At 72.5% G+C, this 22664-nt stretch carries 24 protein-coding genes; 8 read left to right on the top strand and 16 right to left on the bottom strand.

All coding sequences use genetic code 11. The annotated features are described in order from the left end of the window. Positions 1–5 precede the first annotated feature (5 nt). The 4 genes from FHR82_RS23405 to FHR82_RS47560 form a co-directional block, all read right to left on the bottom strand. A complete protein-coding gene (locus FHR82_RS23405; protein ID WP_184812662.1) occupies positions 6–752 on the bottom strand; it encodes a glycosyltransferase family 2 protein in 747 nt (248 codons plus the stop codon). Positions 753–776: 24 nt separating this feature from the next. Next, positions 777–1277, bottom strand: coding sequence for a hypothetical protein (locus FHR82_RS23400; RefSeq protein ID WP_221464206.1), 501 nt, complete (start codon positions 1275–1277; stop codon positions 777–779). 287 nt (positions 1278–1564) lie between these two features. Then, positions 1565–2185 (bottom strand): DUF1353 domain-containing protein, encoded by a 621-nt coding sequence (locus FHR82_RS23395; RefSeq protein ID WP_184812660.1) that lies wholly within the window; start codon positions 2183–2185, stop codon positions 1565–1567. A 68-nt stretch (positions 2186–2253) separates the two neighbouring features. Then, positions 2254–4887: a CHAT domain-containing protein gene (locus FHR82_RS47560; RefSeq protein WP_184812659.1), complete on the bottom strand. Its 2634-nt coding sequence runs from the start codon at positions 4885–4887 to the stop codon at positions 2254–2256. A 119-nt stretch (positions 4888–5006) separates the two neighbouring features. Here FHR82_RS47560 and FHR82_RS23385 point away from each other — a divergent pair, with 119 nt between their 5' ends. Genes FHR82_RS23385 through FHR82_RS23375 form a run of 3 tightly spaced genes read left to right on the top strand, consistent with a single transcriptional unit; the run spans position 5007 to position 7178 of the window. Beyond that, on the top strand, positions 5007–6128 hold the full coding sequence (locus FHR82_RS23385; RefSeq protein ID WP_184812658.1) for a S8 family peptidase: 1122 nt from the start codon (positions 5007–5009) through the stop codon (positions 6126–6128). Continuing rightward, on the top strand, positions 6125–6709 hold the full coding sequence (locus FHR82_RS23380; protein WP_184812657.1) for an RNA polymerase sigma factor: 585 nt from the start codon (positions 6125–6127) through the stop codon (positions 6707–6709). Before FHR82_RS23385 ends, FHR82_RS23380 begins: the two co-directional genes overlap by 4 nt. Positions 6710–6713: 4 nt before the next feature. Next, positions 6714–7178: a hypothetical protein gene (locus FHR82_RS23375; protein WP_184812656.1), complete on the top strand. Its 465-nt coding sequence runs from the start codon at positions 6714–6716 to the stop codon at positions 7176–7178. Here the strand turns inward: FHR82_RS23375 and FHR82_RS23370 are convergent. The 3 genes from FHR82_RS23370 to FHR82_RS23360 all read right to left on the bottom strand — a co-directional run bounded on the left by FHR82_RS23370 (position 7156) and on the right by FHR82_RS23360 (position 10433). Further along, on the bottom strand, positions 7156–8250 hold the full coding sequence (locus tag FHR82_RS23370) for an FAD-dependent oxidoreductase (protein WP_184812655.1): 1095 nt from the start codon (positions 8248–8250) through the stop codon (positions 7156–7158). The two genes, FHR82_RS23375 and FHR82_RS23370, sit on opposite strands and share 23 nt — an antisense overlap. Further along, the gene (locus FHR82_RS23365) at positions 8247–9620 is read right to left on the bottom strand and encodes a LodA/GoxA family CTQ-dependent oxidase (protein WP_184812654.1); all 1374 of its coding nucleotides are present in this window, start codon (positions 9618–9620) and stop codon (positions 8247–8249) included. Before FHR82_RS23365 ends, FHR82_RS23370 begins: the two co-directional genes overlap by 4 nt. A 174-nt stretch (positions 9621–9794) precedes the next feature. Next, complete coding sequence (locus tag FHR82_RS23360) at positions 9795–10433, bottom strand: hypothetical protein (protein WP_184812653.1); 639 nt, start codon at positions 10431–10433, stop codon at positions 9795–9797. Positions 10434–10598: 165 nt separating this feature from the next. Between FHR82_RS23360 and FHR82_RS23355 the strand changes: the two genes are divergently transcribed. Beyond that, positions 10599–11504, top strand: coding sequence for an alpha/beta fold hydrolase (locus FHR82_RS23355; RefSeq protein ID WP_184812652.1), 906 nt, complete (start codon positions 10599–10601; stop codon positions 11502–11504). Between the two features lie 52 nt (positions 11505–11556). On the opposite strand, the gene FHR82_RS23350 is transcribed toward FHR82_RS23355, so the two are convergent. From FHR82_RS23350 to FHR82_RS23340, 3 genes are read right to left on the bottom strand one after another with little or no spacing between them, the layout of a single operon-like run. Beyond that, positions 11557–12216: a response regulator gene (locus FHR82_RS23350; RefSeq protein WP_184812651.1), complete on the bottom strand. Its 660-nt coding sequence runs from the start codon at positions 12214–12216 to the stop codon at positions 11557–11559. Next, complete coding sequence (locus tag FHR82_RS23345) at positions 12213–13385, bottom strand: sensor histidine kinase (RefSeq protein WP_184812650.1); 1173 nt, start codon at positions 13383–13385, stop codon at positions 12213–12215. Before FHR82_RS23345 ends, FHR82_RS23350 begins: the two co-directional genes overlap by 4 nt. A gap of 17 nt (positions 13386–13402) precedes the next feature. Beyond that, entirely contained in the window at positions 13403–13711 is a 309-nt protein-coding gene (locus FHR82_RS23340; protein ID WP_311771235.1) for a TetR family transcriptional regulator, read from the bottom strand. Between the two features lie 5 nt (positions 13712–13716). On the opposite strand from FHR82_RS23340, the gene FHR82_RS23335 reads away from it, so the two are divergent. Beyond that, entirely contained in the window at positions 13717–13854 is a 138-nt protein-coding gene (locus FHR82_RS23335; RefSeq protein WP_184812649.1) for a hypothetical protein, read from the top strand. Between the two features lie 312 nt (positions 13855–14166). Here FHR82_RS23335 and FHR82_RS23330 read toward each other — a convergent pair whose 3' ends face one another. Further along, the gene (locus FHR82_RS23330; protein WP_184812648.1) at positions 14167–15006 is read right to left on the bottom strand and encodes an MOSC domain-containing protein; all 840 of its coding nucleotides are present in this window, start codon (positions 15004–15006) and stop codon (positions 14167–14169) included. A gap of 80 nt (positions 15007–15086) precedes the next feature. On the opposite strand from FHR82_RS23330, the gene FHR82_RS23325 reads away from it, so the two are divergent. Continuing rightward, positions 15087–15527 carry an Lrp/AsnC family transcriptional regulator gene (locus tag FHR82_RS23325; protein ID WP_184812647.1) on the top strand — a complete coding sequence of 147 codons (441 nt, stop codon included), beginning with the start codon at positions 15087–15089 and terminating at the stop codon, positions 15525–15527. 14 nt (positions 15528–15541) lie between these two features. Further along, positions 15542–16573 carry a hypothetical protein gene (locus FHR82_RS23320; protein WP_184812646.1) on the top strand — a complete coding sequence of 344 codons (1032 nt, stop codon included), beginning with the start codon at positions 15542–15544 and terminating at the stop codon, positions 16571–16573. A 7-nt stretch (positions 16574–16580) separates the two neighbouring features. Here the strand turns inward: FHR82_RS23320 and FHR82_RS23315 are convergent, their stop codons facing one another. Continuing rightward, positions 16581–16937 carry an ArsR/SmtB family transcription factor gene (locus FHR82_RS23315; RefSeq protein WP_184812645.1) on the bottom strand — a complete coding sequence of 119 codons (357 nt, stop codon included), beginning with the start codon at positions 16935–16937 and terminating at the stop codon, positions 16581–16583. A gap of 89 nt (positions 16938–17026) precedes the next feature. Between FHR82_RS23315 and FHR82_RS23310 the strand changes: the two genes are divergently transcribed. Then, positions 17027–18004 carry a cation diffusion facilitator family transporter gene (locus FHR82_RS23310; RefSeq protein WP_184812644.1) on the top strand — a complete coding sequence of 326 codons (978 nt, stop codon included), beginning with the start codon at positions 17027–17029 and terminating at the stop codon, positions 18002–18004. A 36-nt stretch (positions 18005–18040) separates the two neighbouring features. Here FHR82_RS23310 and FHR82_RS23305 read toward each other — a convergent pair whose 3' ends face one another. From FHR82_RS23305 to kdpF, 4 genes are read right to left on the bottom strand one after another with little or no spacing between them, the layout of a single operon-like run. Continuing rightward, the gene (locus FHR82_RS23305; protein WP_184812643.1) at positions 18041–18676 is read right to left on the bottom strand and encodes a potassium-transporting ATPase subunit C; all 636 of its coding nucleotides are present in this window, start codon (positions 18674–18676) and stop codon (positions 18041–18043) included. A 1-nt stretch (position 18677) separates the two neighbouring features. Further along, on the bottom strand, positions 18678–20705 hold the full coding sequence (gene kdpB / locus FHR82_RS23300; protein WP_184812642.1) for a potassium-transporting ATPase subunit KdpB: 2028 nt from the start codon (positions 20703–20705) through the stop codon (positions 18678–18680). Then, complete coding sequence (kdpA, locus tag FHR82_RS23295) at positions 20702–22363, bottom strand: potassium-transporting ATPase subunit KdpA (protein ID WP_184812641.1); 1662 nt, start codon at positions 22361–22363, stop codon at positions 20702–20704. Before kdpA ends, kdpB begins: the two co-directional genes overlap by 4 nt. After that, the gene (kdpF, locus tag FHR82_RS23290; RefSeq protein WP_184812640.1) at positions 22363–22458 is read right to left on the bottom strand and encodes a K(+)-transporting ATPase subunit F; all 96 of its coding nucleotides are present in this window, start codon (positions 22456–22458) and stop codon (positions 22363–22365) included. The genes kdpA and kdpF overlap by 1 nt, the downstream gene beginning before the upstream one ends. Positions 22459–22664 lie beyond the last annotated feature (206 nt).

The following is a 22664-nucleotide window of genomic DNA, read 5'->3' as shown; positions in this document are numbered from 1 at the left end:
GGCGATCACCCGTCGCCGGACGCGGCGAGTGCACGTTCGGCGGCCAGGCGCTGCGCGATCGCGCCCCGGACGTGCGGGACATCGCGGATAGCGATGTCAGCCGACTGCACGGTGTGCTGCCGCGGCCAACGCCGGTACGTGGCGGCGACCTGAGCCACCCACACCCCGGCCCAGCGAGAGGAGAACGCCGCCAGCAGAACCGCGTCAGTGGACCGGGCCACCGCAGGCCATCCGCCGTGCGCGAGCAAGTGCTGCCGCCGGTAGGTGACGATGGACGCCGGAAACGGAAAGTCGTCGGTGCGGACGAACGTCTCGGCGATGACACCGGTCGGGACGAGACCGGCCGGGAAGACATCCGGCTTGACCCAGGTCGCCCCGTCCGGATTCATCCACCGCATCCGCGCACACGACCACGCCACCTCGGGAGAGGCGAACGGCGACACCAGTGCGGCCAACCCACCCGGCTCGTAGAAGTCGTCGTGGTCCATGCCCGCGACCAGGTCACCTGCGGCGCGGGCCACCGCCGTGTTGCGGGTGGCCGCGCCGCCGATCTGCACGCCGAGCGCCTCGTAGCGGACCCGGGGATCGTCGGGCAGCCGGTCCAGCACGGCGGGGGCCACCCCGTCCTCCTGGACCAGCCACTCGAACTCCCAGCCCGGCGGCAGCGCCTGACCTTCCAGCGAGAGCCACAGCTCACCGATGAAGTCGGCGTTGTGCGCCTGCGTGGGCGTGATGATCGATACCAACGGCACCCGCCCACTCTGCCACGTGGACGGTCAGTCCCCGATACGGGCGCACAACTGCGGGTTCTCCGAGCAGTTGGGCGGGGTGGGAATCCCGACGGGCGGCGAACCACAACCGATGGACACGTCGACGCTCCGCTTGGTGGCCCCGATGACCGGCGGATAGAGGTCGTACCTGGCGACAACCGCGGTGGCGGCACCGAAATAGCTCCCGGCGACGCAGTCGGCGATACCGACGGTCCCGTAGACCCCGTAGGTGTAGGGGAAAGTAGCGGAGTCGGAGGCGACGAGCGAGTCACCGCGGTACAACTGCACCTGCAACGTGGCGACATCGACGTAGTCGTCGCAGTACACCGCACCGTCGACGAGGACGTCCGCGTCCGGCGCACCACCTCCGTACGGAGTGCCGACGAGCAGGTAACAGGTGACGTCCATGACCGCCTGGGTGCCGAGCGTCAGCGACTGCCCGCCACCACGCGCGATCAAAGCCCGCAGTTCGGCGGTGGAGACTTCCTTGACTGCCAACGGTTTCATGGAACTGAGCACAGCGGGACCAGCGTGCGCGGGCACGGTCACGGCGAGCAGACCGACCACCACGGTGGCGAGGACGACGAGACCACGGCGTAAACCGGATCGAAACATGGGCGAGCTCCACTCATGAACATGAGGCGATTTCGAGTCATCGAACGAGAAAACCCCGACCCACCAGGAATCCTACGATCACCGCAGACGACGAACAGCACCTTTCAGCCTAGGGAGCCGACCGCCGGACGGACTCGGTAGCCGAGGCCGTCCGGCTTCGGTGTGTCCGCGCCTCGCGGTCAGAGCCTGAGTGAGAACTTCGGAGTGCTGACCGGTTTCTGTGCCCTGCCCCGCGTCCTGCGCACGAGGTTGCCCACCGCCAGGGCCGCCCGCGCGATCGTCTCGACGAGGTAGAAGACCAGGAGCGCGGCCACGATCACGACCGCGGGCGGCGCGACCACGGGCAGCGCGACGAACAGGATCGGGAACACCTGCCAGCAGGCCCGCAGCCAGCCCTGGCGCCCGCGTGCGTTCGCCAGCGCGCCCAGCCGGACCGCCGCCCACATGATCCACCGGCGCAGGAACGCCACCTCCAGCTCCCGCATCGACTGCAGGAAGATCCGGTCGGCCGCACCGCGCGGCAGGGTGCCGTTCGCGACCGGGACCCGGCACAGGTAGTCGTGCAGGATCGCGGCCTTCGTGTAGCGCCCGTAGCGCGGGAGGAACCACACGAACACCCTCGGCACGGAGGCGAAATCCGTGTGCTGCCCCCGCGGCACCGTGAACCTCATGCCGCCGGTGCTGTAGTCCAGCCTGGACAGCGTCACCCATTCCGTGTCGTTCAGTTGGCGGACCTCGACCTCGGCGGTGCCGGAGAACCCGGTCACCGGCAGGTGTTCGTCCACCGCGAGCTGCGTCATCGCGGCTCCCCCCTTCCGTGCGCCTGCTGGTGTCCCTCAGAGGAGGCAGTCGCGCGGAAAATACGAAGTCACACGTGCGAGTAGCCCGCGCCGAGGCAGACGAACCCGGCCGCGGCGGCGAGGGCGGCAGGCCCGGCATCGCGCATGGCCTGCTGCGCGTCGGCGAGCGCCGTGGCGCACGGCTCACCGGCGACGAGGCGGCGGTGGAGCGCGACCATGAGCGGGGCGGTCTCGACGTCCGGGATGGGCAGGACCGACGCGACGAGCTGGGCGCTGCCGCACGCCAGGAACGTCGCGGCGAGGCCGAGCAGCTCGTCGCCGGTGTGCACGACGGACCGCCCGCCGTCGCAGGCGGCGAGCACCACGGTGCGGGGCACGGTGCGCAGGCGCTCCAGGTCGTGCACGACCACCGGGCCGTCGGCGAAGCGCAGGCTGGAGAACAGCGGGTTGTCGGGCACGAGGCGCCCGTGCGCGGCGAGGTGCGCCAGGTCCGCGGCGGGGAGCGCGGCGAGCACCGCGTCGGCGGTCGCGGCGTCGTCGAGCAGCGGCGCACACCCGTGGATCTCGGCGATCGCGGCCGCTTCCTCGCGCGCACCGGCGAGCCCAGGACCGGCCGCGACCACCGCCGGTCCCAGGGGGACGGCAGGGCGCGAGGACGCCGCGTGCCACAGCGTCGCCGACGGCGCCACGACCAGGGGACGGCCGGCACACGACGGCAGGACCGACCACGGAACGCCGTGCAGCCGCCCGGTCGGCACGATGACGAGGTCGCGGTCCCGCACCTCCGGCAGCCCGGCGAGCAGCGCCTCGTCCAGCCTGCGCGCCGCCCCGGTCATCAGCACGGTCGCCGCGTCCTGGGTCCGCGCGGGCCCCGTCCTGGCCAGCCTGCGCAGCGCGAAATGCACCCGGTCGACCAGATCCGCGACCGGGGCCAGCGACCCCAGCGCGTGCAGCCGCACCCGGCCACCGGTGACGGTCAGCGCGTGCAGCGCGCCGCCGAGCCGCACGTACTCGACGAGCGCGAGGTCGCCGAGCGCCGCCGCGAGCCGGTCCGCCGGCACCGGCCTGCCGACCGGCCCCGCCATGGACGCAGCCGCCCCGCCGTTGCCGCCAAGGCGGCTGCGGTCCCGGATCCGCCGCTCCAATGCCATCTGCCGTGCCACCAGCGGCCCGGCCCGGCGGTCGTCGTCGCGACCCCGGTCCAGCTCCCGCGCCGTGGACCGCAGCTGGGCGAGGAGGTCAGCCAGCTCGGGATCGGCGGGCGGCAGCACCGAGCGGTGCGCGAACCGGCTCGCGCGGCCACGTTCCGCCCACTCCAGCACCCGCCGCGCCCGGCCATCGCGCAACGCCGTGCGCAGCCCCAGCTCGATCAGCTCCGTCCGGTGCACCGCCGAGTGCACCCGCAGGTCGGTCGCCCCCAGCGCGGTGGCGTGCTCGTCCAGGATCCGCAGGCCCGCGCGGACCGCGGCGCCGGTACCCCGGGTGTCACCGCACGCCTGGCGGCGCAGCGCCTCGGCGTACCAGCCACGCGCCCGCAGCACCGCGGGCCCGCGCAGCCGCGTCTCGCTCGCGGCGGCCAGGTACTCCGCAGGCCGGTCCGACACCCGCGCCGCCATCAGCCGGGCCTCAAGCACGGCGGCGGGCCAGCCCGATGTGGACAGTGTCGCCACCACCGGTTCGACCTCCCGCACCGCCACCCGCTCACCCATGGCGAGCCGCGCACGCAACACGGTCAGCGCGGCGAGCGCGGACCACTCGGTCCGCCGCTGCCTCGCCAGCTCGCGGCGCGCCCGGCCCGCCTGGTGCAGCGACCGGGCCCAGTCGCCGTCGAGGTACGCGGCCTGTGCCAGCACCAGCCGCGCACCCGGCAGCAGGATCCCCCGCCGCTCCCGTTCGAAGGCCGCCACCGCGCGCTCGGCGTACTCGGCCGCCTCCCGGCCGATGCCGACCGACAGCAGCAGCTCGCTGCGGTCGAGGAAGACCGGGCCGAGCTGACCGCCGTGCGCACCGATCGTCGCCTCGGCCCTGGTGAGGTGCCCGAGCGCGGCAGGTACGTCGCCGCGCAGCGTCTCGAGGAACCCGAGGTTCTCCGCGATGATCCCGACCGCGAGGTGGCGGCCCAGGTCCCGGGCCAGCCGGTCGGCCTCGCACAGGTCGGCCGCCGCGGCGGCGAACGCGTGCCGCTCGGTGTGCAGGATGCCCCGGTTCACCAGCGTGCGCTGGGTGTTGAGGAGGTCGCCGACGCGCCGCAGCAGCGGGATCGCCGCCTGGTACTCGGCGATCGCCTCGTCGAGCCTGCCGATCTGGTGGAGGATGTCCGCCCGCTGCGCCCTGGCCCTGGCGTGGCCCGCCGCGGTGAGGTCCGCGACCGCGATGTCGATCTCCACCAGCGCCGGGTGCGGCCGCCCCCGCTGCACGAGTGCCGCGGCCAGCGGGATGCGGGCCTCGCCGGCGAGCGACGGGGACGCCGCCTCGTCGGCGAGCGTGATGGCCCGCCGCAGGTGCCGGATCGCGGCGTGCACGTCCCCGGTCTGCAGCAGCGACCGGCCCCACGCCCGCTCTGCGATCGACCCGGCCGCCGGGTCCCCCGCCCGCGCGGCCCGCCTGGTCGCCCGCTCGGCGACCGGCGCCGCGCGCCCGGCAGCGAAATCGGCGAGGCGCATGGCCTCCCGAGCTTCGTCCGCCACCGAACGCGTGAGCACCGGACCAGAATGCCTGACACATCCGCCCGGCGAAATTCGATTTAGGTGTCGGGTATCAAACCAGCGACCCGCGCATCGGAAGGAACGGACAGAATTCCTGGGAGGAAAGGGGCACCGCCATGGACGAGTTGATCGTGGACCTGCGGCACCAGATAGAGATCATGAAGCTGTTGGACAACGAACCGGAACTACGCCCTGGCACCAGAGAGGACAACCACAAACTCGGGCTGATGCTGCTCGGGAAATTCTCCGCGCTCGACTCGTACGCGGCCCGGGTGCGCCGCCGGTACATCAACGAGTTCACCGCGCTCGCCACTCCGCCAAACGATCTCGACGTGCTGATGTACGACCTGCGCGTCCGGTTCGAACGGGAATTCGGATTCACGCCCGTGATGGAGCGGAACTCCGACAGCGTGATCGGGCTGCCACAGCACAAGGCGATCGCCGACCCGGTCCCGGTGGGCGCGGTGATCCAGTCGCCCGCCGCGGCCACCGACGGCGAGCACGTGAAGGTCGGCGTCGTGGACACGGCCCTCGTGCCGCACCCGACGTTCCCGGCGAACCTGGTGTCCGGCACGCAGCTCACCCCCTCGGGCGCGGAGCCGCTGCCGGTGCTCGCCATGCACAGCGCGTTCCTGGTCGGGCTGATCCGCCACGAGGCGCCCGCGGCCGGGATCGTGGTCCGCGCGGGCCTCGACGCCGACCGCGACCGCTCCTCCGTGTGGCAGGTCGCGCGCGAGATCGCGGACCTCCAGGACCAGCACCTCGACATCCTCAACCTGTCGTTCGGGGTCACCGGTGACCACGAAGCGCCCCCGATGGCGCTCCGGCGCGCCATCGACCGGCTCGACCCCCGGGTGCTCGTCATCGCCGCCGCGGGCAACCGCAAGGGTGACCAGGACGAACCGAAGCAGGTCTGGCCCGCCGCCATGACCGACGTCGTCGCGGTCGGCGCGACCAACGCGATCTTCAGCATGACCGGCCCCTGGGTGGACTGCTCGGCGGCCGGGGTGTTCGTCACGAGCACGTTCCCCGCCTTTCCGGTGACGCTGTCGTCCCAGGACGTGATCACGTTCGGCAACGGTCTCGCGAAGTGGAGCGGCACGTCGTTCGCGGCGGGCACGGTCACCGGTGCGGTCGCCGCGCGGATGAGCCGCACGCCCGGGATGACGGCACGTGAGGCGTTCGCGGTCCTGCTGGCCGACAACGGCCAGGACCCCGTCCGGCAGCCGACGCCGTGACCAACGCTGACGACGGCACGGTCCCGGCCCTGGTGGCGCGCGCCAGGGCCGGCGACCAGGCGGCGTGGGACCGGATCGTGGAACTGCACGCACCGCTGCTCCGGGCGGTGTGCGCGCGGCACCGGCTGTCCGCGGCCGACACCGATGACGTCGCCGCCACCGTGTGGCTGCGGCTCGTCGAGCGGCTCGGCACGATCCGCGAGCCGGCCGCGCTGCCCGGCTGGCTCGCGACCACCACCCGCAACGAGTGCCTGCAGTTGCTGCGCACCCGCAACCGCAACGTGCCGATGGACGGCGACGACGTCGTCGACGACGCACCCACCGCCGACGACTGGCTCGTGCGCGAGGAGCGGTTCATCGCGTTGCGCCAGGCGTTCACGCAGCTGTCGGAGAAGTGCCGGCGCCTGCTGTCGCTGCTGTTCACCGAGCCGCCCATGCCCTACTCGGAGATCTCCGGCATGCTGGGCATGGCCGTGGGCGGCATCGGACCGAACCGCATGCGGTGCCTCGAGACGTTGCGCCGCACCGCCCTCATCGCCCCGCTGCTGGACGACAGGCAGCCCGGACGCAGCAGGAGGTGAGGACATGATCCGCGACTGGCACGACGACCAGCAACTGCTCGCCGACCTGCATGACGCCCTGCGGGATCAGTACGCCGTACCCGCCAGGTTCCTTGAGATCGGCAAGGCCGCGTTCACGTGGCACGACGTCGACGCCGAACTGGCCGAACTGGTCCACGACTCGGCGGTCGCCGACGTGAACGCGGCCCTCGCCAGTACCCGGGCCGGGGCCACGGCCGTGCGCACGCTGTCGTTCTCCGTCGGCCCCACCACGATCGAGGTGGAGCTGACCCCGGACGCGCTGCGCGGTCAGGTGATCCCGCCCCGGGCCGGGGAGATCGACATCCAGCACCGCGAGGACGGCACGCGGACGGTTCCGGTGGACGACGACGGCTGGTTCGTGGTGCGGCCCTGTCCCGCCGGGTTCGTCCGGCTGCGCTTGCGGCGGGAGGACGACCAGCCGGTCATCACGGTGTGGACGACGCTGTGAGGGAGGCTGCGAGAGACGAGGCCGCACGGCGCCGCCAGAACGGCGCGTGCGGCCACCTCGTCTCCCGGCCGTAGACCTCGGCCCGCTCCGCCAGGTACTCGGCGTACCGGGCGTCCAGCCCGCGCTCGTAGTCGGCTGCCGGCCGCCGGTCACCCAGCAGCCAGTGGGCCATCGCGGTGCCCGCCGCCTCACCCGCCAGCAGCGCGGTCAGCACTCCCCGGCCGGTGAGGGGGTCGACGCTCATCGCGGCGTCACCGGTCGCGAGCCACGGGCGCACCGTGTGCGGGCGGACGAGCCGGTGGCTGACCGCGGACACGACACGGGGGCGGGTGCGTGGCCGCAGCCCCCGCACCCGCTCACCGAGGTGCCGGGTCCCGCCGATCGCGTCGGCCCACCGGGCGGGGTCCGGGTACCGCCCGGCGCGGCAGAGGTCGGAGTCGGTCATGAACACGACCACGCGGTGCGCGGGCGGCAGCGACACCGAGTACCACCAGCCGTCCCGCGCGGCTTCGACGAGCGTCACCTGGTCACCCGCCGGGTCCGCGTACTCGACCGCCACCCCCACCAGCCGGTCCGCGGCCTGCCGCCGGGCGCCCACCGCGCGGACCAGCCCGGCGCCCCGGCCCGTCGCGCAGATGACCGCGGCGGCGGTGACCTGGCCGTGCTCGGTGGTGAGCCGCCACGACCGGGCGCCCGTCGGCTCGCACCGGCGCACCCGGCAGCCGCGCAGCACGGTGGCCCCGTGCGTCTCGGCGCGGTCGGCGAGCGCGGCGTCGAAGGCGGCCCGGTCCACGTGCGCGCCGCCGCCGTACGGGTTGAGCACGGCCGGCCGGGTCGTCAGGTCGGGGGTGCCCCAGGCGCTCTCGGTCGCCGCCTCCGGCACGGCACCCGCGACGGGGAGGCCGAGCCGGGCGAGCGCGGGCCGCACCCCGGGCGACAGCGTCTCGCCGACCCGGGGTGTCTCGTGGCGGGAGGCTTCGACGAGCACGGTCCCGAGGCCGACGCGGCGGAGCGCGACCGCCGCGGCCACCCCGGCCGGGCCGCCGCCGACGATCGCGACGTCGAACGTCACCCTCGCACCTCGACGTAGGTGTTCCCCCGCCGGACCACGAAACCGAGCGTGTGCCACGCGGTGGTCATCGCGACGAAGTCGCGCGCGTCCCGGTCCCAGTCCAGTCGTGCGTTCGTGCCCGGCTGGACGACCTTGTTCGGGCGCGGCACCGGCCACCACTCGTGGCCGCAGTGCACGTAGTCCGCCTGCCACGGGAGCGGCATGAACTCGGTGACCGCACCCGGTACGAGGCGGGTGTGGTCCAGTCGCATGGGGTCCGCGGCGCCGACGTAGTTCAGCGGATCCGCGATCGGGGCACCCAGGATGCCGCCCGCCTCGACGCCGGGGAAGAGCGTGTCGCCGACGCACGCGGCGAGCGCGGCCCGGTCCAGCTCCCCTGGCGTCAGTCGCGCGCTCGGCACCGGCGGCCCCGCCCAGTCCCGGACGAAGTCGTCGTCCCGCCACGCCTTCATCACCGCGTACTGGATCCCGGTCAGTTCTCCTGCCACGAGCAGGGGCATGGTGCCACGACCACGGCCCGCGGGATCCCTGAGCCGGCCGAAGATCCGCCTGCGCGCTTCCGGCGCGTAGACGGGTTCCGGCCAGGCATGTGCGGACCCGGTGTTCGTCACCGCGCTGGTGGTGCGCGCGCGTTCGAGGATCGGGTGGATGTCGTGGGTGTAGGACGGCGTCGCGGGGCCGGAGAGCCAGGCCTGCGACGCGCCCAGCTGGAACAGCAGGTCGTAGAGGGTGATCACGCTGTCGATCTGCGGCGCGAACTTCGGTGGCGCCACGATCACCCAGGCGCCGGTCGCGTCGAACTCCTCGCCGCTCGCCCGGACGGTCAGGTGGGCGGTGACGGGACCGTCGGACACGTCGTCGAACCAGCCCTCGTTGTCGAGGAAGTTGGTGATGGGGGCGTTGCCGGGCGAGGCGGACGTGCCGAAGCCGCCCAGCACGACGAGGTGCCCGTCCTCGTCGGTGCGGGCCTCCCCCAGCGGTACGTCCACTTCGGAGTGCCCGGGGAAGCGGATCTTCCCGCCGTCGAACGTCGCCCGCTGCCCTGGCCCGGCGAGCGTGCGCGCGCCGGGGTCGATCAGCATGCCCTCGGCACCGGGATTGCGGATGATCGCCTTCCTGTTGGCCACGTGGACCGTCCACGCGATGTCCGCGTCGGCGGCGGTGAGCTCGGTGACGGTGCCGTCGTCGTGGTGGGCGTAGAGCCGGAACCGCGCCGCCTGCCGTTTCACCCGGGACCGCGCGTCCTTGAACCCGCCGACCGGATCCGGCGGCGCCCACAACCGTTCCGGCCCGATGAAGAACTCGTCCGGACTGTTCCCGACCCGCGCGATCCCGATGGCCGGGTGCACTGTGACGGCGGTGATCGTCATGTCGGACTCCACAGGTCTTCTCGGCCACCGCGTGGCCGAGTTCTTCGTCGTGGATTCGGCCGGATCCGAACCGACCTTCATCGCCACCACCATCCGTACTCGTTGGTGCAGAGCGTCCGGGTGGTCCGCGGATGCGGAAACCCTCCGATCGTGACCGAGGAGACCCCTGTCGCGCTAGGCGCCGATGGCGCCGCACATGGTCTCGGTCGAACCGACCTTGAACACGACGAACCCGCCGTCGGCCTCGACGTCGAGGCACGGGTCGAACTCCTCGGCGAAGCCGGGGTCCTGCGCGGGCGGCTCGTCGAACAGGTAGCAGGACGCGATGTCCGCCACGGCCTCCGGGCTGATCCCCACGACCACCACGACACCGACCGACAGCGGCCGGTCCCGCTCCTGGTAGACCTGGATCGCGAGCTGGTCGGCCCGGTACAGGCACTCGGCCAGGCTCGCCGCGGTCGCGAACTGGTTGGCCACCAGCCCGACCTTGAACGCGAACCTCGTGGCGGCGTACGTGGCCCGGTCGGTCTCGGGGATGTAGCCGGTCACGGTGCCGACGAGGTCGCTGTAAGGCAGGCAGGGGTTGGGAAACGTCGCGATGGAGTCGTCGACGGCGGGCAGCCGCTGCCGGACGTTCTCACCGGGCGAGCCACACCCACCGCCACCACTGCCGCCACCGCCACTGTCGACACCGCCACCGCCGACACCCGGTGGTGCTCCCGGCACACCGGCGTCGAGCGGATCGCAGCCGGCCACCACGACGAGCAGACCCATCAGCGCGGCCCACCACGGCACGCGTCTCGTGATTCTCATGCTCCCCAGAGGACCGGACACGGTCCCTGATACATGTCCCCCGGAAGAGCTACCCGAAGGTGTCCACCGTGAGGTGACGATTCCGGCGCACCGGCTCCGTAGCGTCCCGGGACAGCCGCGGCGTCGAGGGCACCGCGCGGATTCTCTTATCGGGAGGGCATTTTCATGAACCGCAATGTCAGGGCAGCCGCTCTGCTCGCGCTGTGCTGCTCGGCGGCGGGTATCGGGCTTTCGGGGTGCGACGAGGCCCCGGCGGCGGAGCCGGGCGGCGGCGCCACGACGACCACCGAGGCGAAGGAACCGGCGTTCACCGGCGCCAAGAAGATCACGGTCGACGGCCGTTCGGTGACCGTGTCCTGTTCCGGGCAGCCGGAGGACGGTGAACCGGTCGTCGTGCTGCTGGCGGGGGCCGGTGACGAGCTGAAGAAGTTCGCCGACATCCAGGAGACCCTCGGTGCGGAGAACCGGGTCTGTTCCTACGACCGGCTCGGTGCGGGCGCCAGCGACCAGCCCGGCGGACCGCAGACCCTCGACGACGCGGGGACCGTGCTGACCGCGGTGATCGACCAGGTCGCCGGTGGCGCTCCTGTCGTCCTGGCCGGACATTCGCTCGGCGGGCTCATCGCCGCCAGGTACGCCCCCGACCACCAGGACACGGTCAAGGGGCTGGTCCTCATGGACGCCACCTCACCGACGCAGAGCGCCGACCTCACCGCGAGCATCCCCGAGTCCGCCACCGGCATGGCGGTCCAGCTGCGGGACGAGACGCTGGCCGCCGTGCAGGGACAGAACCCCGAGCAGCTGGCGGTCCCCGACGGGGAGGTCCGGTCCGCCGGCGACCTCCCGGTCGAGGTGATCCAGCACGGAAAGCCCTACCTGGAAGCCGTTCCCGAGTACGGGCCGGATCTGGAGCGGGCGTGGGCCGAGGGCCAGCGCAAGTGGCTCACGGTGTCCAGCCGCGGCAACCTGAGCATCGCGGCGAACAGCGAGCACTACATCTACGTCGACGAGCCCGAGCTCGTCGTGCGGGCGATCCAGCGCGTCGCCGTGGAGGCGACGGCCGCCGGGTGATGGGGCGGCGGCCGCCGGGTGAGGAGGCGGCGGCCGTCGGGTAACCGGGCCGTCAGGTGACCAGGCCGTGGCGGTAGGCGTGGACGACCGCCTGGACCCGGTCGCGGAGCCCGAGCTTGGCGAGGATGCGGGACACGTAGGTCTTGACGGTCTCCTGGCTGAGCACGAGGGTCCCGGCGATCTCGCTGTTGGACAGCCCGTCGGCGATGAGGCGGAGCACCTCCAGCTCGCGGGGCGTCAGGGGGACGTCGGGCCGGTCGTCGTCCGAGGGCCGGATCCGGGTGGCGTAGGCACCCACGAGTGCGCGGGTCACCTCGGGGTCCAGCAGTGCCGCGCCGGCCGCCACGGTGCGGATCCCGTGCAGCAGCCGGTCGGGTGGCGCGTCCTTCAGCAGGAACCCGCTCGCTCCGGCTCGCAGCGCCCGGTAGACGTACTCGTCCAGGTTGAACGTGGTCACCACGAGCACCTTCACCGGCTGCGGCACCCCGGCACCGGCCAGCAGGCTGGTGGCCTCGATGCCGTCGAGGACCGGCATGCGGACGTCCATCACCACGACGTCGGGCCGCAGCCGGTCCGCGAGGTCGACCGCCGCCCGCCCGTCCCCGCACTCGCCGGCCACCGCCATGTCGGGTTGGGCGTCGACGATCGTCACCAGCCCGGTGCGGACCAGCACCTGGTCGTCGGCGATCAGGACGCGGATCGGCGCGGTCACGACGGGCTCCCCGCGGGAATCCGTGCCCGCACGTAGAACCCGCCGCCGGTTCGGCTGCCCGCGCTGAAGTCGCCGCCGAGGACGTCGACCCGTTCGCGCAGACCGGCGAGACCCCGCCCGCTCCCGCCCTGCGAGCCGGACCGCGCCCCGGTGCCGTCGGTGCTGACCTCCACGGTGATCTCCCCTTCGCCGTGGTGCACCTGTACCGCGGTGCGGCTGCCGTGGGCGTACTTGAGCGCGTTGGTCAGTGCCTCCTGCACGACGCGGTAGGCCACGGGGCTGCCCGCCGACTCGGCGGGTGTGCCCTGCTCGGTGAACTCCACCGGCTGCCCGGCCTTGCGCGTCTGTTCCACGAGCGTGCGAAGCCGCGCCGCGGACGGCGTGCCGGTCACGGTGTCGATCGTGCCGCCGGCCGTGGTGCCGTAGTCGGGGTTGAGCACGTCGAGCAGTTCCCGCAGGTCCGCGATGGCCCGGCGGCCCGTGTCGGTGACGACGGTGAGGGTCTCGTCGAGGCGGTCCGGTCTCGCGGTCAGGTACCTGGCCGCCTCGGCCTGCAGGACCATCGCCGTCACGTGGTGGGTCACGACGTCGTGCAGCTCGCGGGCGAGACGGGTGCGTTCGGCGGCGCGGGTGTCCTCGGCGACGCGCCGGCGGCGTTCGGCCTCCGCGGCGCGGGCCGACCGCAGCCACGCGCCGAAGCTCCACACGAGGGCCAGCGCGAGGTAGAACGTCACGAACTCGCCTGGCGGCTCCCCTGCGCCGAGCAGGTGGAACGCGGCCACCAACGGGATGTACGCGACGGAGAAGGCCAGCATGGTGGCGCGGCGGTGACGTTCCAGCCGGAACCCCGCGTTCAGCACGCACAGGGCCAGCGCGGTCCCCGCGAACGAGTGGTAGCCGCGGAGCTGGTCGACGGCGAAGCCGATCGACACCAGCGCGAGACAGGCGGCAGGCCAGCGCTTGCTCGCCGCGAGCGGCAGGCATTGGAGGGCGACCGCCACCACGGCGAGTGTGTCGAACGGGCGGTCGGGCATGCCGCCGAACCGCGTGCCGTGGCTGTGGAGCGCGGGCACCAGCGAACCAGCGAAGAGCAGGAGCCCGAGCGGGAGGTACAGACGCGCGCCGTCGAACCGGCGCCACAACTCCGGGACCCGCCGAAGAGTGAGCACGCGGGAACCTTACGGAGTCAGGTCCGGCCGGGCCGCGCCGAGGTCGCGTCGAGCAGGCCGTCGAAGAGAACGCCCAAGTAGCGCCGCCACAGGTCGGGCTCGGTGTCCCGCAGCGGCGCGGCGGCCTGGTGCACGCCGGTCATCAGCAACACCACGTCCTGCCTGGCTCGCGCCGCCGCAACCAGGTCGTCGAGCAGGTCCCCGACGATCGCGGCGATCAGGTCCTCCTTGGTCGCGAAGTGCCGGAACACGGTGCCCTTGCCGATGCCGGCCCGGTCCGCGAGCATCGCGGCGGCGGCGTCCAGCAGTTGCTTGCGGGTGCGCACGCGCCATGGCCAGGAACATGGCGGGTGCGATGCGCACACTGGGCGCCGAGGACGTCGCCGCCGCCGTGCTGTACGCGGTCGGCCAGCCCGACCACGCTTCGGTGAACGAGATCCTGCTGCGGCCCACCGACCAGGTGCGCTAGTGCTGTGTGTCCACCAACGTTTGCCGGGTCCTGCGGCGCGGGTCCGGCCAAGCCGGCGGTGAGCGCCGTACCGGGATGGGGCTGAAATGCCGTGAAAGCGCCCGCCTTTCACGGCACACCGGACGTCGTGAGGGTGCGCAGGGCGTCGGGGGGCGCAAGCCCCACACCACACCCGAGGCTGCCTGCCATCCCAGAGACCTGCCCCTCCGGCGAGGAGCCGCCGGAGGCAAACCCGCCCGGCGAGAACAAACGACGCGGAGCTTGTGTGCGGTGGCGGGTGGCCCGGCCGACGTAGGTGGACACCCCACCAGCTCAGGAGACCGGCACCGCGTCCACACCGGACAGGTCCACTGCGGACCGTTCGACCGCGAGCACGGCACCGGTGGCGATCGGGCCAGGACGGAGCACGGCGTACTTCGCGCCGAACGCGACGCCGCCGTCGGCGCGGCGGTAGGACGCCAGCGTGCGCAGGGGTTCCGGGCCCGACCGGGCGCCGGTGCGCTGGTCCGTCATCGTGATGACGCAGCGGATCGCGGCCTTCGCGTAGCCGAGTTCGGCACCGCCCGCGGTGATCCGCAGCGCGTGGTCCTCCTCGTGTGCCGGGCAGTCGTCGACCACGATGTTCGGGCGGAACCGGCTCATCGGCACCGGCTTGCCGCCGCGGGCGGCGATCCGGTCGTTCAGCTCGCGCACCGCGGCCGCCGACAGCACGTGCACGGGGCAGCTGTCGGCGTACGAGGAGGTGCCGGGCGTGCGGCCGTCGGTGACCCGCTGGTGCTCCGGCGGCACGCACACCAGCCTGCTCGGCGCGCCGAGGACCTCGCTCAGCCACGCCGCGACCTCCGCACCCTGGTCCGCGCCGGTGAAGGGGGTGCCGTGCAACGTGACCGGCCGCCGCGGCACCGACACGTCGACGGGCACCTCGATCGTGCCCACCCGCGGGGCGGCGAGGGTGAGCCGGTCACCGTGGACGGCGGGCTGGATGGTGGCCAGCAGCGGATCGCGGCGCTGGGACCGGAAGGTGCCGGCGAGGTCGGTCACCAGGAACCGCCGGTCGTGCTCGAGCCCGGCCGGGCCGAGGAACCCCGCCGCCACGCGCACGCCCGCACAGCTCTTCACCGGGTAGTGGTACAGCTCGGAGATCACAGTCACAGCGGCAACATTAGCCGGAACATCGCGCAATTCGATTGCCAATCATTGCCCGCTCGGGCGCTGTGGCGCACCATTCGTGCGTGGACAACGTCGATCGAGCAATAGTCGAGCAGCTGATGGCGGATGCCCGGCTCACCAACACCGAACTCGCGGACCGGGTCGGCCTCACCCCGGCTCCCTGCCTGCGGCGGGTCCGCAGGCTCGAACAGGACGGCGTGATCACCGGCTACCACGCCGCCGTCGACCCGGTGCGGACCGGCCGGGCGTTCGAGGTGATCGTCAACGTCGACCTCGCCGCCAAGGACCGTGCCACCGTCGCCCGGTTCGAGGAGCAGGTCGCCGCCTACCCCGAGGTCGTCGAGTTCCGCCGCATGTTCGGTCTGCCCGACTACTACCTGCGCATCGCCACCGCCGACCTCGAGTCGTTCGAGCGCTTCGTCACCGACCACCTCGAGGACACGCCCGGTATCGGCCGCGTCGACTCGCACCTCACCATGAAGACGATCAAGCGGCGGCACTGACCTACGATCCCGCCGTGATCACCGAACCGCCTGGCGCGCCACGGGCGCGGGTGCTGGGCCGCATCGCCGACCACCTCGTCGCCCGGCAGGCCGGGCACCCGCTGCGGGTCGCGGTGGACGGTGTCACCGCCGCGGGCAAGACGACGTTCGCACGCGAGCTCGCGGCGGCGCTCACCGCACGGGGGCGGACCGCGATCCACCTCTCGATGGACGGCTTCCACCACCCCCGCGCCCACCGGCACCGCCAGGGTCGTGACTCCGCGGCCGGTTACTACGCCGACGCCTACGACTTCCCCACGTTCGCGGGCACCGTGCTCGACCCGCTCGGGCCCGGCGGCGACCGCCGCTACCGGGAGCGGGTCATCGACCTCGCGTCCGACACGGCCGTCGACGAGCCGCCGGTGACCGCGGCCGAGGACGCGGTGCTGGTCGTCGACGGCAGCTTCCTCCAGCGCGACCTGGCCGGGCGGTGGGACGAGGTGGTGTTCGTCGACACCGCGCTCGAGGTCGCGCTGGGACGCGGCACCCGGCGGGACGCCGGCGCGTTCGGCGGGGTCGAGCACGCCGCCCGCGCCTTCGAGCAGCGCTACCACGCCGCGAGCCGCCGCTACCTCGCCGAGGTGCGCCCTCGGTCCGGCGCGACGATCGTGGTCGGCAACGACGACGTCTCCCGGCCCGTGCTGCACCGGATCGGCGGCCAGGACGGTGCGGCGGTGCGCCTGTTCTCCTACGGCACCCTGCAGCTGCCCGGCGTCCAGGTCGAGCACTTCGGCCGCGTCCTCACCGGCGACCCGGACGCCCTGCCCGGCCACCGGCAGGACTGGGTCACGATCACCGACCCCTCGGTCGTGGCCGCGAGTGGCACCGGCCGCCACCCCATCGTCCGCCCCACCGGCGACCCCGCCGACACCACAGAGGGCACGGTCCTCACGCTCACGACCGCGGAGCTGGCCGCCGCCGACCTGTACGAGGTCGACGACCACCGCCGCACCCACGTCCGGCTCGTGTCCGGCACCGGCGCCTGGGTCTACCTGGCCACGCGCTGACCGCGCCTCAGTCGTGGTCCGGCATGCCGGAGACCTGGTGGTGGGCGGTCTCCATCGCCTCGCTGAGCATGCGGCGCACGTGCCCACCGCGCACCCGGTAGAGCGCGCGCCTGCCGTCGCGGCGGGTGCTGACCAGGCCCGCGAGCCGCAGCTTGGCCAGGTGCTGGGAGACCGCCGGGCGGGCGATGCCGACGGCGGCCGCCAGGGTCGTCACGTCGTACTCGCCGCCCGACAGCAGCCACATGATCCGCAGGCGGGTCGGGTCCGCGAGCATCCGGAACGACTCGACGGCGACGCCGACCTGGTCCCCCGGCGGCAGGTCGCGCCAGTGCGGGGCGTCCGGTCCGGCGTCGCGTGCGTACATGAGCAGACATTCTGACAGCTGTCGGCCGTTGCCCATGGCTGGCAGTTGCAGCGTTGTCGCGTGCGCAAGTGAGCACATACCCTGCCCGCATGCGCGGACATGGGCACGGACACGGACATGGGCACGGTCACGGTCACCACATGGCCGACGACGCGCTCACGGCGAGCAAGCGCGGCATGCGCGCGTTGTGGATCTCGTTCGGCGCGCTGGCGGTGACCGCGGTGGCGCAGGCGGTGCTGGTCGCGTTCACCGGCTCGGTCGCGCTGCTGGGCGACACGCTGCACAACGTCGCCGACGCGCTGACCGCCGTGCCGCTGGCCATCGCGTTCCTGCTCGGCAGGCGCGCCGCGACCCGCCGGTTCACCTACGGGCTCGGCCGCGCGGAGGACCTGGCCGGGCTGGTGATCATCGTGGTGATCGCCTCGTCCGCAGTACTGGCGGCGTGGCAGGCCGTGGACCGGCTCGTCAACCCGAGGGAGATGACGCACATCTGGTGGGTCGCCGCGGCCGGGGTGATCGGGTTCGTCGGCAACGAGGTGGTCGCGCGCTACCGCATCACCGTCGGCAGGCAGATCGGGTCCGCCGCGCTGGTCGCCGACGGCCTGCACGCGCGCACCGACGGGTTCACCAGCCTCGCGGTGCTGCTCGCGGCGGGCGGTGCGGCTCTCGGCTGGCAGTGGACGGACCCGGTCGTCGGGCTCGCGATCTCCGCCGCCATCGTCACCGTCCTCTGGAGCGCGGCGAAAGAGGTGTTCGGCCGCGTGCTGGACGCCGTGGACCCCGCCATGACCGACCAGGCCGAACGGGTCGTGCGCGACACGACCGGGGTTCGCGACACCGGCTGGGTGCGGCTGCGGTGGCACGGGCACAGCCTGGCCGCCGAGGTCGACGTGGCGGTCGACCAGGACCTCAGCGTGGTCGACGCGCACGCCATCGCCCACGACGTCGAGCACCGGCTCATCCACGCGCTCCCCCGGCTCGACCGCGCGACCGTCCACACGCACCCCGCCGGGCCGCTGGGCGAGAAGCACCACGAGCTGATCGCCCACCACCGCGGCGGTTCGTGACCGGGCCGCACCGGCCGACGCCGCGGGCGCGAGGACTCACCGCCGGGCGGCCTGGACGGCCAGGTTGAGCGTCAGCACGCGCACGCCGGGCTCACCGAGGACACCCATGCCGCGGCCGGTGGTGTGGGCACCGACCAGGGCGCGGACCTGTTCCTCGGACAGCCCGTTCTCCCGTGCCACCCTCGGCACCTGCAACTCGGCGTAGGCCGGGCTGATGGCCGGGTCGAGCCCGGACGCCGACGCGGTCACCGCGTCGGCGGGCACCTCAGCCGGGTCGACCCCCTCGCGTGCCGCGACGATCTCCTTGCGGGCCCGGACCGCCGCCACGAGGTCCGCGTCGAAACCACCCTTGTTGGACCCGGCCGAGACCGACGGGTCCGCGGGGCCGAGCAGGTCGGGGGCGCCGTCGCCGTCGAGGTCACGGGCGACCGCGGAGGGCCGGGTGTGGAACCACGGGTCGTGCGCCGGGTCCTCCGCGACCGGGTCGATGCCGATCAGGTCCGAACCGACGGCCTGCCCGTTCTCGGTGACCACGGAGCCCTCGGCGTTGGCGGCCAGCCCGGGGAGCCTGCTGACCGCCCACACGCCGAGCGGGTAGAGGATGCCGAGCAGCACGGTCAGCACCACGAGGACCCGCAGGCCCGCGAGTGCCTGTCTGGCGAGCGAGTTCATGTCACATTCCCGGGATGAGTCGGACCACGAGGTCGATGAGCCAGATGCCGGCGAACGGCGTGACGACACCACCGACCCCGTAGACGAGGAGGTTGCGGCGCAGCAACGCCGTCGCCGTGGCCGGGCGGTAGCGGACACCGCGCAGCGCGAGCGGGATCAGGCCGACGATGACCAGCGCGTTGAACACCACCGCCGACGTGATCGCCGACGCGGGCGAGTGCAGGCCCATGACGTTGAGCTTGTCCAGCTGCGGGAAGATCCCCGCGAACATGGCAGGCAGGATCGCGAAGTACTTCGCGAGGTCGTTGGCCACGCTGAACGTCGTGAGCGCGCCGCGGGTGATCAGCAGCTGCTTGCCGATCTCCACGATCTCGATCAGCTTGGTCGGGTCGGAGTCCAGGTCGACCATGTTCCCGGCCTCCTTGGCCGCCATGGTCCCCGAGTTCATCGCGACACCGACGTCGGACTGCGCGAGCGCGGGGGCGTCGTTGGTGCCGTCGCCGGTCATCGCGACGAGCCGCCCGCCCTCCTGTTCCCTGCGGATCAGCGCCATCTTGTCCTCCGGCCGCGCCTCCGCCAGGTAGTCGTCCACACCGGACTCCTCGGCGATCGCCTTCGCCGTCAACGGGTTGTCACCCGTGATCATGACGGTCCGGATGCCCATTGCGCGCAGCTCGGCGAACCGCTCCTTCATCGCGGGTTTCACCACGTCGGACAGCCGGATGACGCCCAGCACCCGCTCGTTCTCGGCCACCACCAACGGGGTGCCGCCACCCGCGGCGATCTCGTCGACGACCCGGCGGGACTCCTCGGTGGCGGCGAACGCGCTCGCCGCGCCCTTGCGGAGGTGGCGGTCGCCGATATCGACGCCGCTCATCCTGGACCGCGCGGTGAACGGCACGAACTCGTGCGGCTCCGCCACCTCGACGGGGCCACCGCAGAGGTCGAGCACGGACCGCCCCTCGGGGGTGGTGTCGGCGATGCTCGCGAGGCGGGCCGCCTCCCGCAGCGTCGCCATCGCCGTCCCGTCGACCGGGATCAGCTCCGTGGCCCGCCGGTTGCCGAAGGTGATGGTGCCGGTCTTGTCGAGCAGCAACGTGGACACGTCGCCTGCGGCCTCGACCGCGCGGCCGGACGTGGCGAGCACGTTGCGCCGCACCAGCCGGTCCATGCCCGCGATGCCGATGGCGCTCAGCAGCGCGCCGATGGTGGTCGGGATCAGGCAGACCAGCAACGCGGTCAGCACGATCACCGGCTGGACGCTGCCCGCGTAGCGGGCGACCGGCTGCAACGCGACCACCGCGAGCAGGAAGATGATCGTCAGGGTGGCGAGCAGGATCGTCAGCGCGATCTCGTTCGGCGTCTTCTGCCGCCGCGCGCCCTCCACGAGCGCGATCATCCGGTCCACGAAGGACTCGCCCGGTTTCGTGGTGATCCGCACGACGATCCGGTCGGACAGCACGGTGGTGCCGCCGGTGACCGACGAGAAGTCACCGCCGGACTCCCTGATGACGGGTGCCGACTCACCGGTGATCGCCGACTCGTCGACCGTCGCGATGCCCTCGACGACCTCGCCGTCGCCGGGGATCACCTGCCCGGCCTCGACCACCACCCGGTCACCGGCCCGCAGCTCGGCACCCGGCACGTGTTCCTCGGTGCCGTCGGCGCGGAGCCTGCGCGCCGTGGTCTCCTTCCTGGTGCGGCGCAAGGTTTCCGCCTGCGCCTTGCCCCGGCCCTCGGCGACCGCCTCGGCCAGGTTCGCGAACAGGACCGTGCACCACAGCCACCCGGTGACGAGGATCGTGAACACGTCAGGGTCGCCGATCGCGAGCACCGTGCTGAGCACGGAACCCGCCCAGACGACGAACATGACCGGGTTGCGGAGCTGGTGGCGGGGGCCGAGTTTGCGCAGCGCGTCGGGGAAGGACACGAGCAACTGCCGGGGGTTGAACACCCCGGCGCCGGGCCTGCCGGTCCGCTCCACGTGGTGCCGCCGCTGTTCGGCGGCGGGTCGCTCGGTGGTGGTCATGCGAGTGCCTCCGCGATGGGGCCGAGAGCGAGTGCGGGGATGAACGTGAGCGCCGCGACGAGCACGACGGTGCCGGTCAGCAGGGAGCTGAACAGCGGGCCGTGTGTCGGCAGCGTGCCCGCGGTGGCGGGCACCTTCTTCTGCGCGGCGAGCGAACCGGCGAGGCACAGCACCGCGAGGATCGGGATCAGCCTGCCGAGCAGCATGCAGATGCCGAGCGAGGACTGGAACCACGGGCTCGTCACGGTGATGCCCGCGAACGCGCTGCCGTTGTTGTTCGACGCGGAGGTGTACGCGTAGAGCACCTCGGACCAGCCGTGGCTGCCGGAGTTCGCCAGGTAGCCCGGAGTGCCGGGCAGCATGATGGCGATGCCCGCGCCGAGCAGCACCAGCGTGGGCATCGAGAGGATCGCGACCGCCGCCGCCGTGACCTCGCGGCGCCCCAGCTTCTTGCCCAGGTACTCCGGTGTGCGGCCGACCATGAGCCCGGCGAGGAACACCGCGATGATCGCCGTCACCAGGATCGAGTACAGCCCGGTGCCGACACCGCCGGGCGTCATCTCACCGAACAGCATGTTCAGCATCGTGCCGCCGCCACCGAGACCGGTGTAGCTGTCGTGCATCGAGTTGACCGCGCCCGTCGAGGTGCCGGTGGTCGCGTCGGCGAACAACGCGGAGCCGGGGATGCCGAAGCGGGTTTCCTTGCCCTCCATGGCGGAACCCGCCAGCAGCGCCGCGGGACCGTTCGGGTGCGCCTCGGCCCACCAGATCACCGCGAGCATGCCCGTCCACAGCACCCCCATCGCCGACAGCAGCGCGTACCCCTGCCTACGGTTGCCGACCAGTGTGCCGAACGTCCTCGTGAGACAGACCGGGATCACCATGATCAGGAAGATCTCGACCAGGTTCGTCCAGCCGTTCGGGTTCTCGAACGGGTGCGCGGAGTTCGCGCTGAAGATGCCGCCACCGTTGGTACCCAGCTCCTTGATGGCCTCCTGCGACGCGGCGGGGGCCAGCGCGATCGTGCTCGCCGAGCCGTCCGGGTTCGTCACGTCCACACCGGACCTCAGGCTCTGCACCACCCCGAGCGCGATCAGCACGATCGCGAACACGAACGACATCGGCAGCAGGATCCGCACGATGCCGCGGGTGAGGTCCACCCAGAAGTTGCCGAGCCAGTCGGTCCGCGACCGGGTGAAGCCGCGGACCAGTGCGATCGCCACGGCGAGCCCGGCACCGGCGGACACGAAGTTCTGCACGGTGAGACCCAGCATCTGCACCGAGTGCCCCATGACGACCTCGGGCACGTACGACTGCCAGTTCGTGTTCGTCACGAAGCTGATCGCCGTGTTGAACGCGATCCCGGAGCCGACCGCGCCACGGCCGAAGTCGAAGGGCAGGAACGGTTGCAGCCGCTGGACGAGGTACAGCAGCACGACCGACACGAACGAGAACCCGAGCACCCCCGCCGCGTACACGGGCCAACGCTGCTGGCTCTCCGCGTCGACCCGCCCGAGCCGGTAGATCACCCGCTCGACCGCGAGGTGCCCGCGGTCGGTGAACACCCGCGCCATGTAGTCGCCGAGCGGCTTGTACACGGCCGCCAGCACCACCAGCAGCACGCCGACCTGCACGAGACCGGCCACAGTGGACGACATCAGAACTTCTCCGGCCGGATGAGGGCCACGAACAGGTAGCTGATCAGCAGCAGCGCGAGGACACCACCGACAACGTTCGCCAGTACACCGGTCACAGCTTCTCCAGCCCCCGCAACGTCATGACGAGCGCGAGGAATCCGGCGACCAGCAGCAAGGCGTAGGCCAGATCGGCCATCGGCCAGGCTCCCTCCACGTGAGCCGCCCCGATGGCGGCAGGCGAGGGAAGTGTGTGCCCACCCGGCCGACCGTGACCCACACCTGACGGGACCTTGACGCCGTGAAGGCCGACGTTTACGCGATC

The organism is Actinophytocola algeriensis, from assembly GCF_014203735.1.
GTDB classification, from domain to species: Bacteria; Actinomycetota; Actinomycetes; order Mycobacteriales; family Pseudonocardiaceae; genus Actinophytocola; species Actinophytocola algeriensis.
The sequence above is the reverse complement of the archived record's forward strand: the minus strand, read 5'-3'. Positions and strand labels throughout refer to the sequence as shown.

Coding starts and splice junctions, on each gene's coding strand:
- FHR82_RS23400 (WP_221464206.1), bottom strand. CDS start 1,277: ATGAAACCGTTGGCAGTCAAGGAAGTCTCCACCGCCGAACTGCGGGCT.
- FHR82_RS23395 (WP_184812660.1), bottom strand. CDS start 2,185: ATGACGCAGCTCGCGGTGGACGAACACCTGCCGGTGACCGGGTTCTCC.
- FHR82_RS23385 (WP_184812658.1), top strand. CDS start 5,007: ATGGACGAGTTGATCGTGGACCTGCGGCACCAGATAGAGATCATGAAG.
- FHR82_RS23375 (WP_184812656.1), top strand. CDS start 6,714: ATGATCCGCGACTGGCACGACGACCAGCAACTGCTCGCCGACCTGCAT.
- FHR82_RS23365 (WP_184812654.1), bottom strand. CDS start 9,620: ATGACGATCACCGCCGTCACAGTGCACCCGGCCATCGGGATCGCGCGG.
- FHR82_RS23360 (WP_184812653.1), bottom strand. CDS start 10,433: ATGAGAATCACGAGACGCGTGCCGTGGTGGGCCGCGCTGATGGGTCTG.
- FHR82_RS23355 (WP_184812652.1), top strand. CDS start 10,599: ATGAACCGCAATGTCAGGGCAGCCGCTCTGCTCGCGCTGTGCTGCTCG.
- FHR82_RS23335 (WP_184812649.1), top strand. CDS start 13,717: ATGGCCAGGAACATGGCGGGTGCGATGCGCACACTGGGCGCCGAGGAC.
- FHR82_RS23315 (WP_184812645.1), bottom strand. CDS start 16,937: ATGTACGCACGCGACGCCGGACCGGACGCCCCGCACTGGCGCGACCTG.
- FHR82_RS23310 (WP_184812644.1), top strand. CDS start 17,027: ATGCGCGGACATGGGCACGGACACGGACATGGGCACGGTCACGGTCAC.
- FHR82_RS23305 (WP_184812643.1), bottom strand. CDS start 18,676: ATGAACTCGCTCGCCAGACAGGCACTCGCGGGCCTGCGGGTCCTCGTG.
- kdpB (WP_184812642.1), bottom strand. CDS start 20,705: ATGACCACCACCGAGCGACCCGCCGCCGAACAGCGGCGGCACCACGTG.
- kdpA (WP_184812641.1), bottom strand. CDS start 22,363: ATGTCGTCCACTGTGGCCGGTCTCGTGCAGGTCGGCGTGCTGCTGGTG.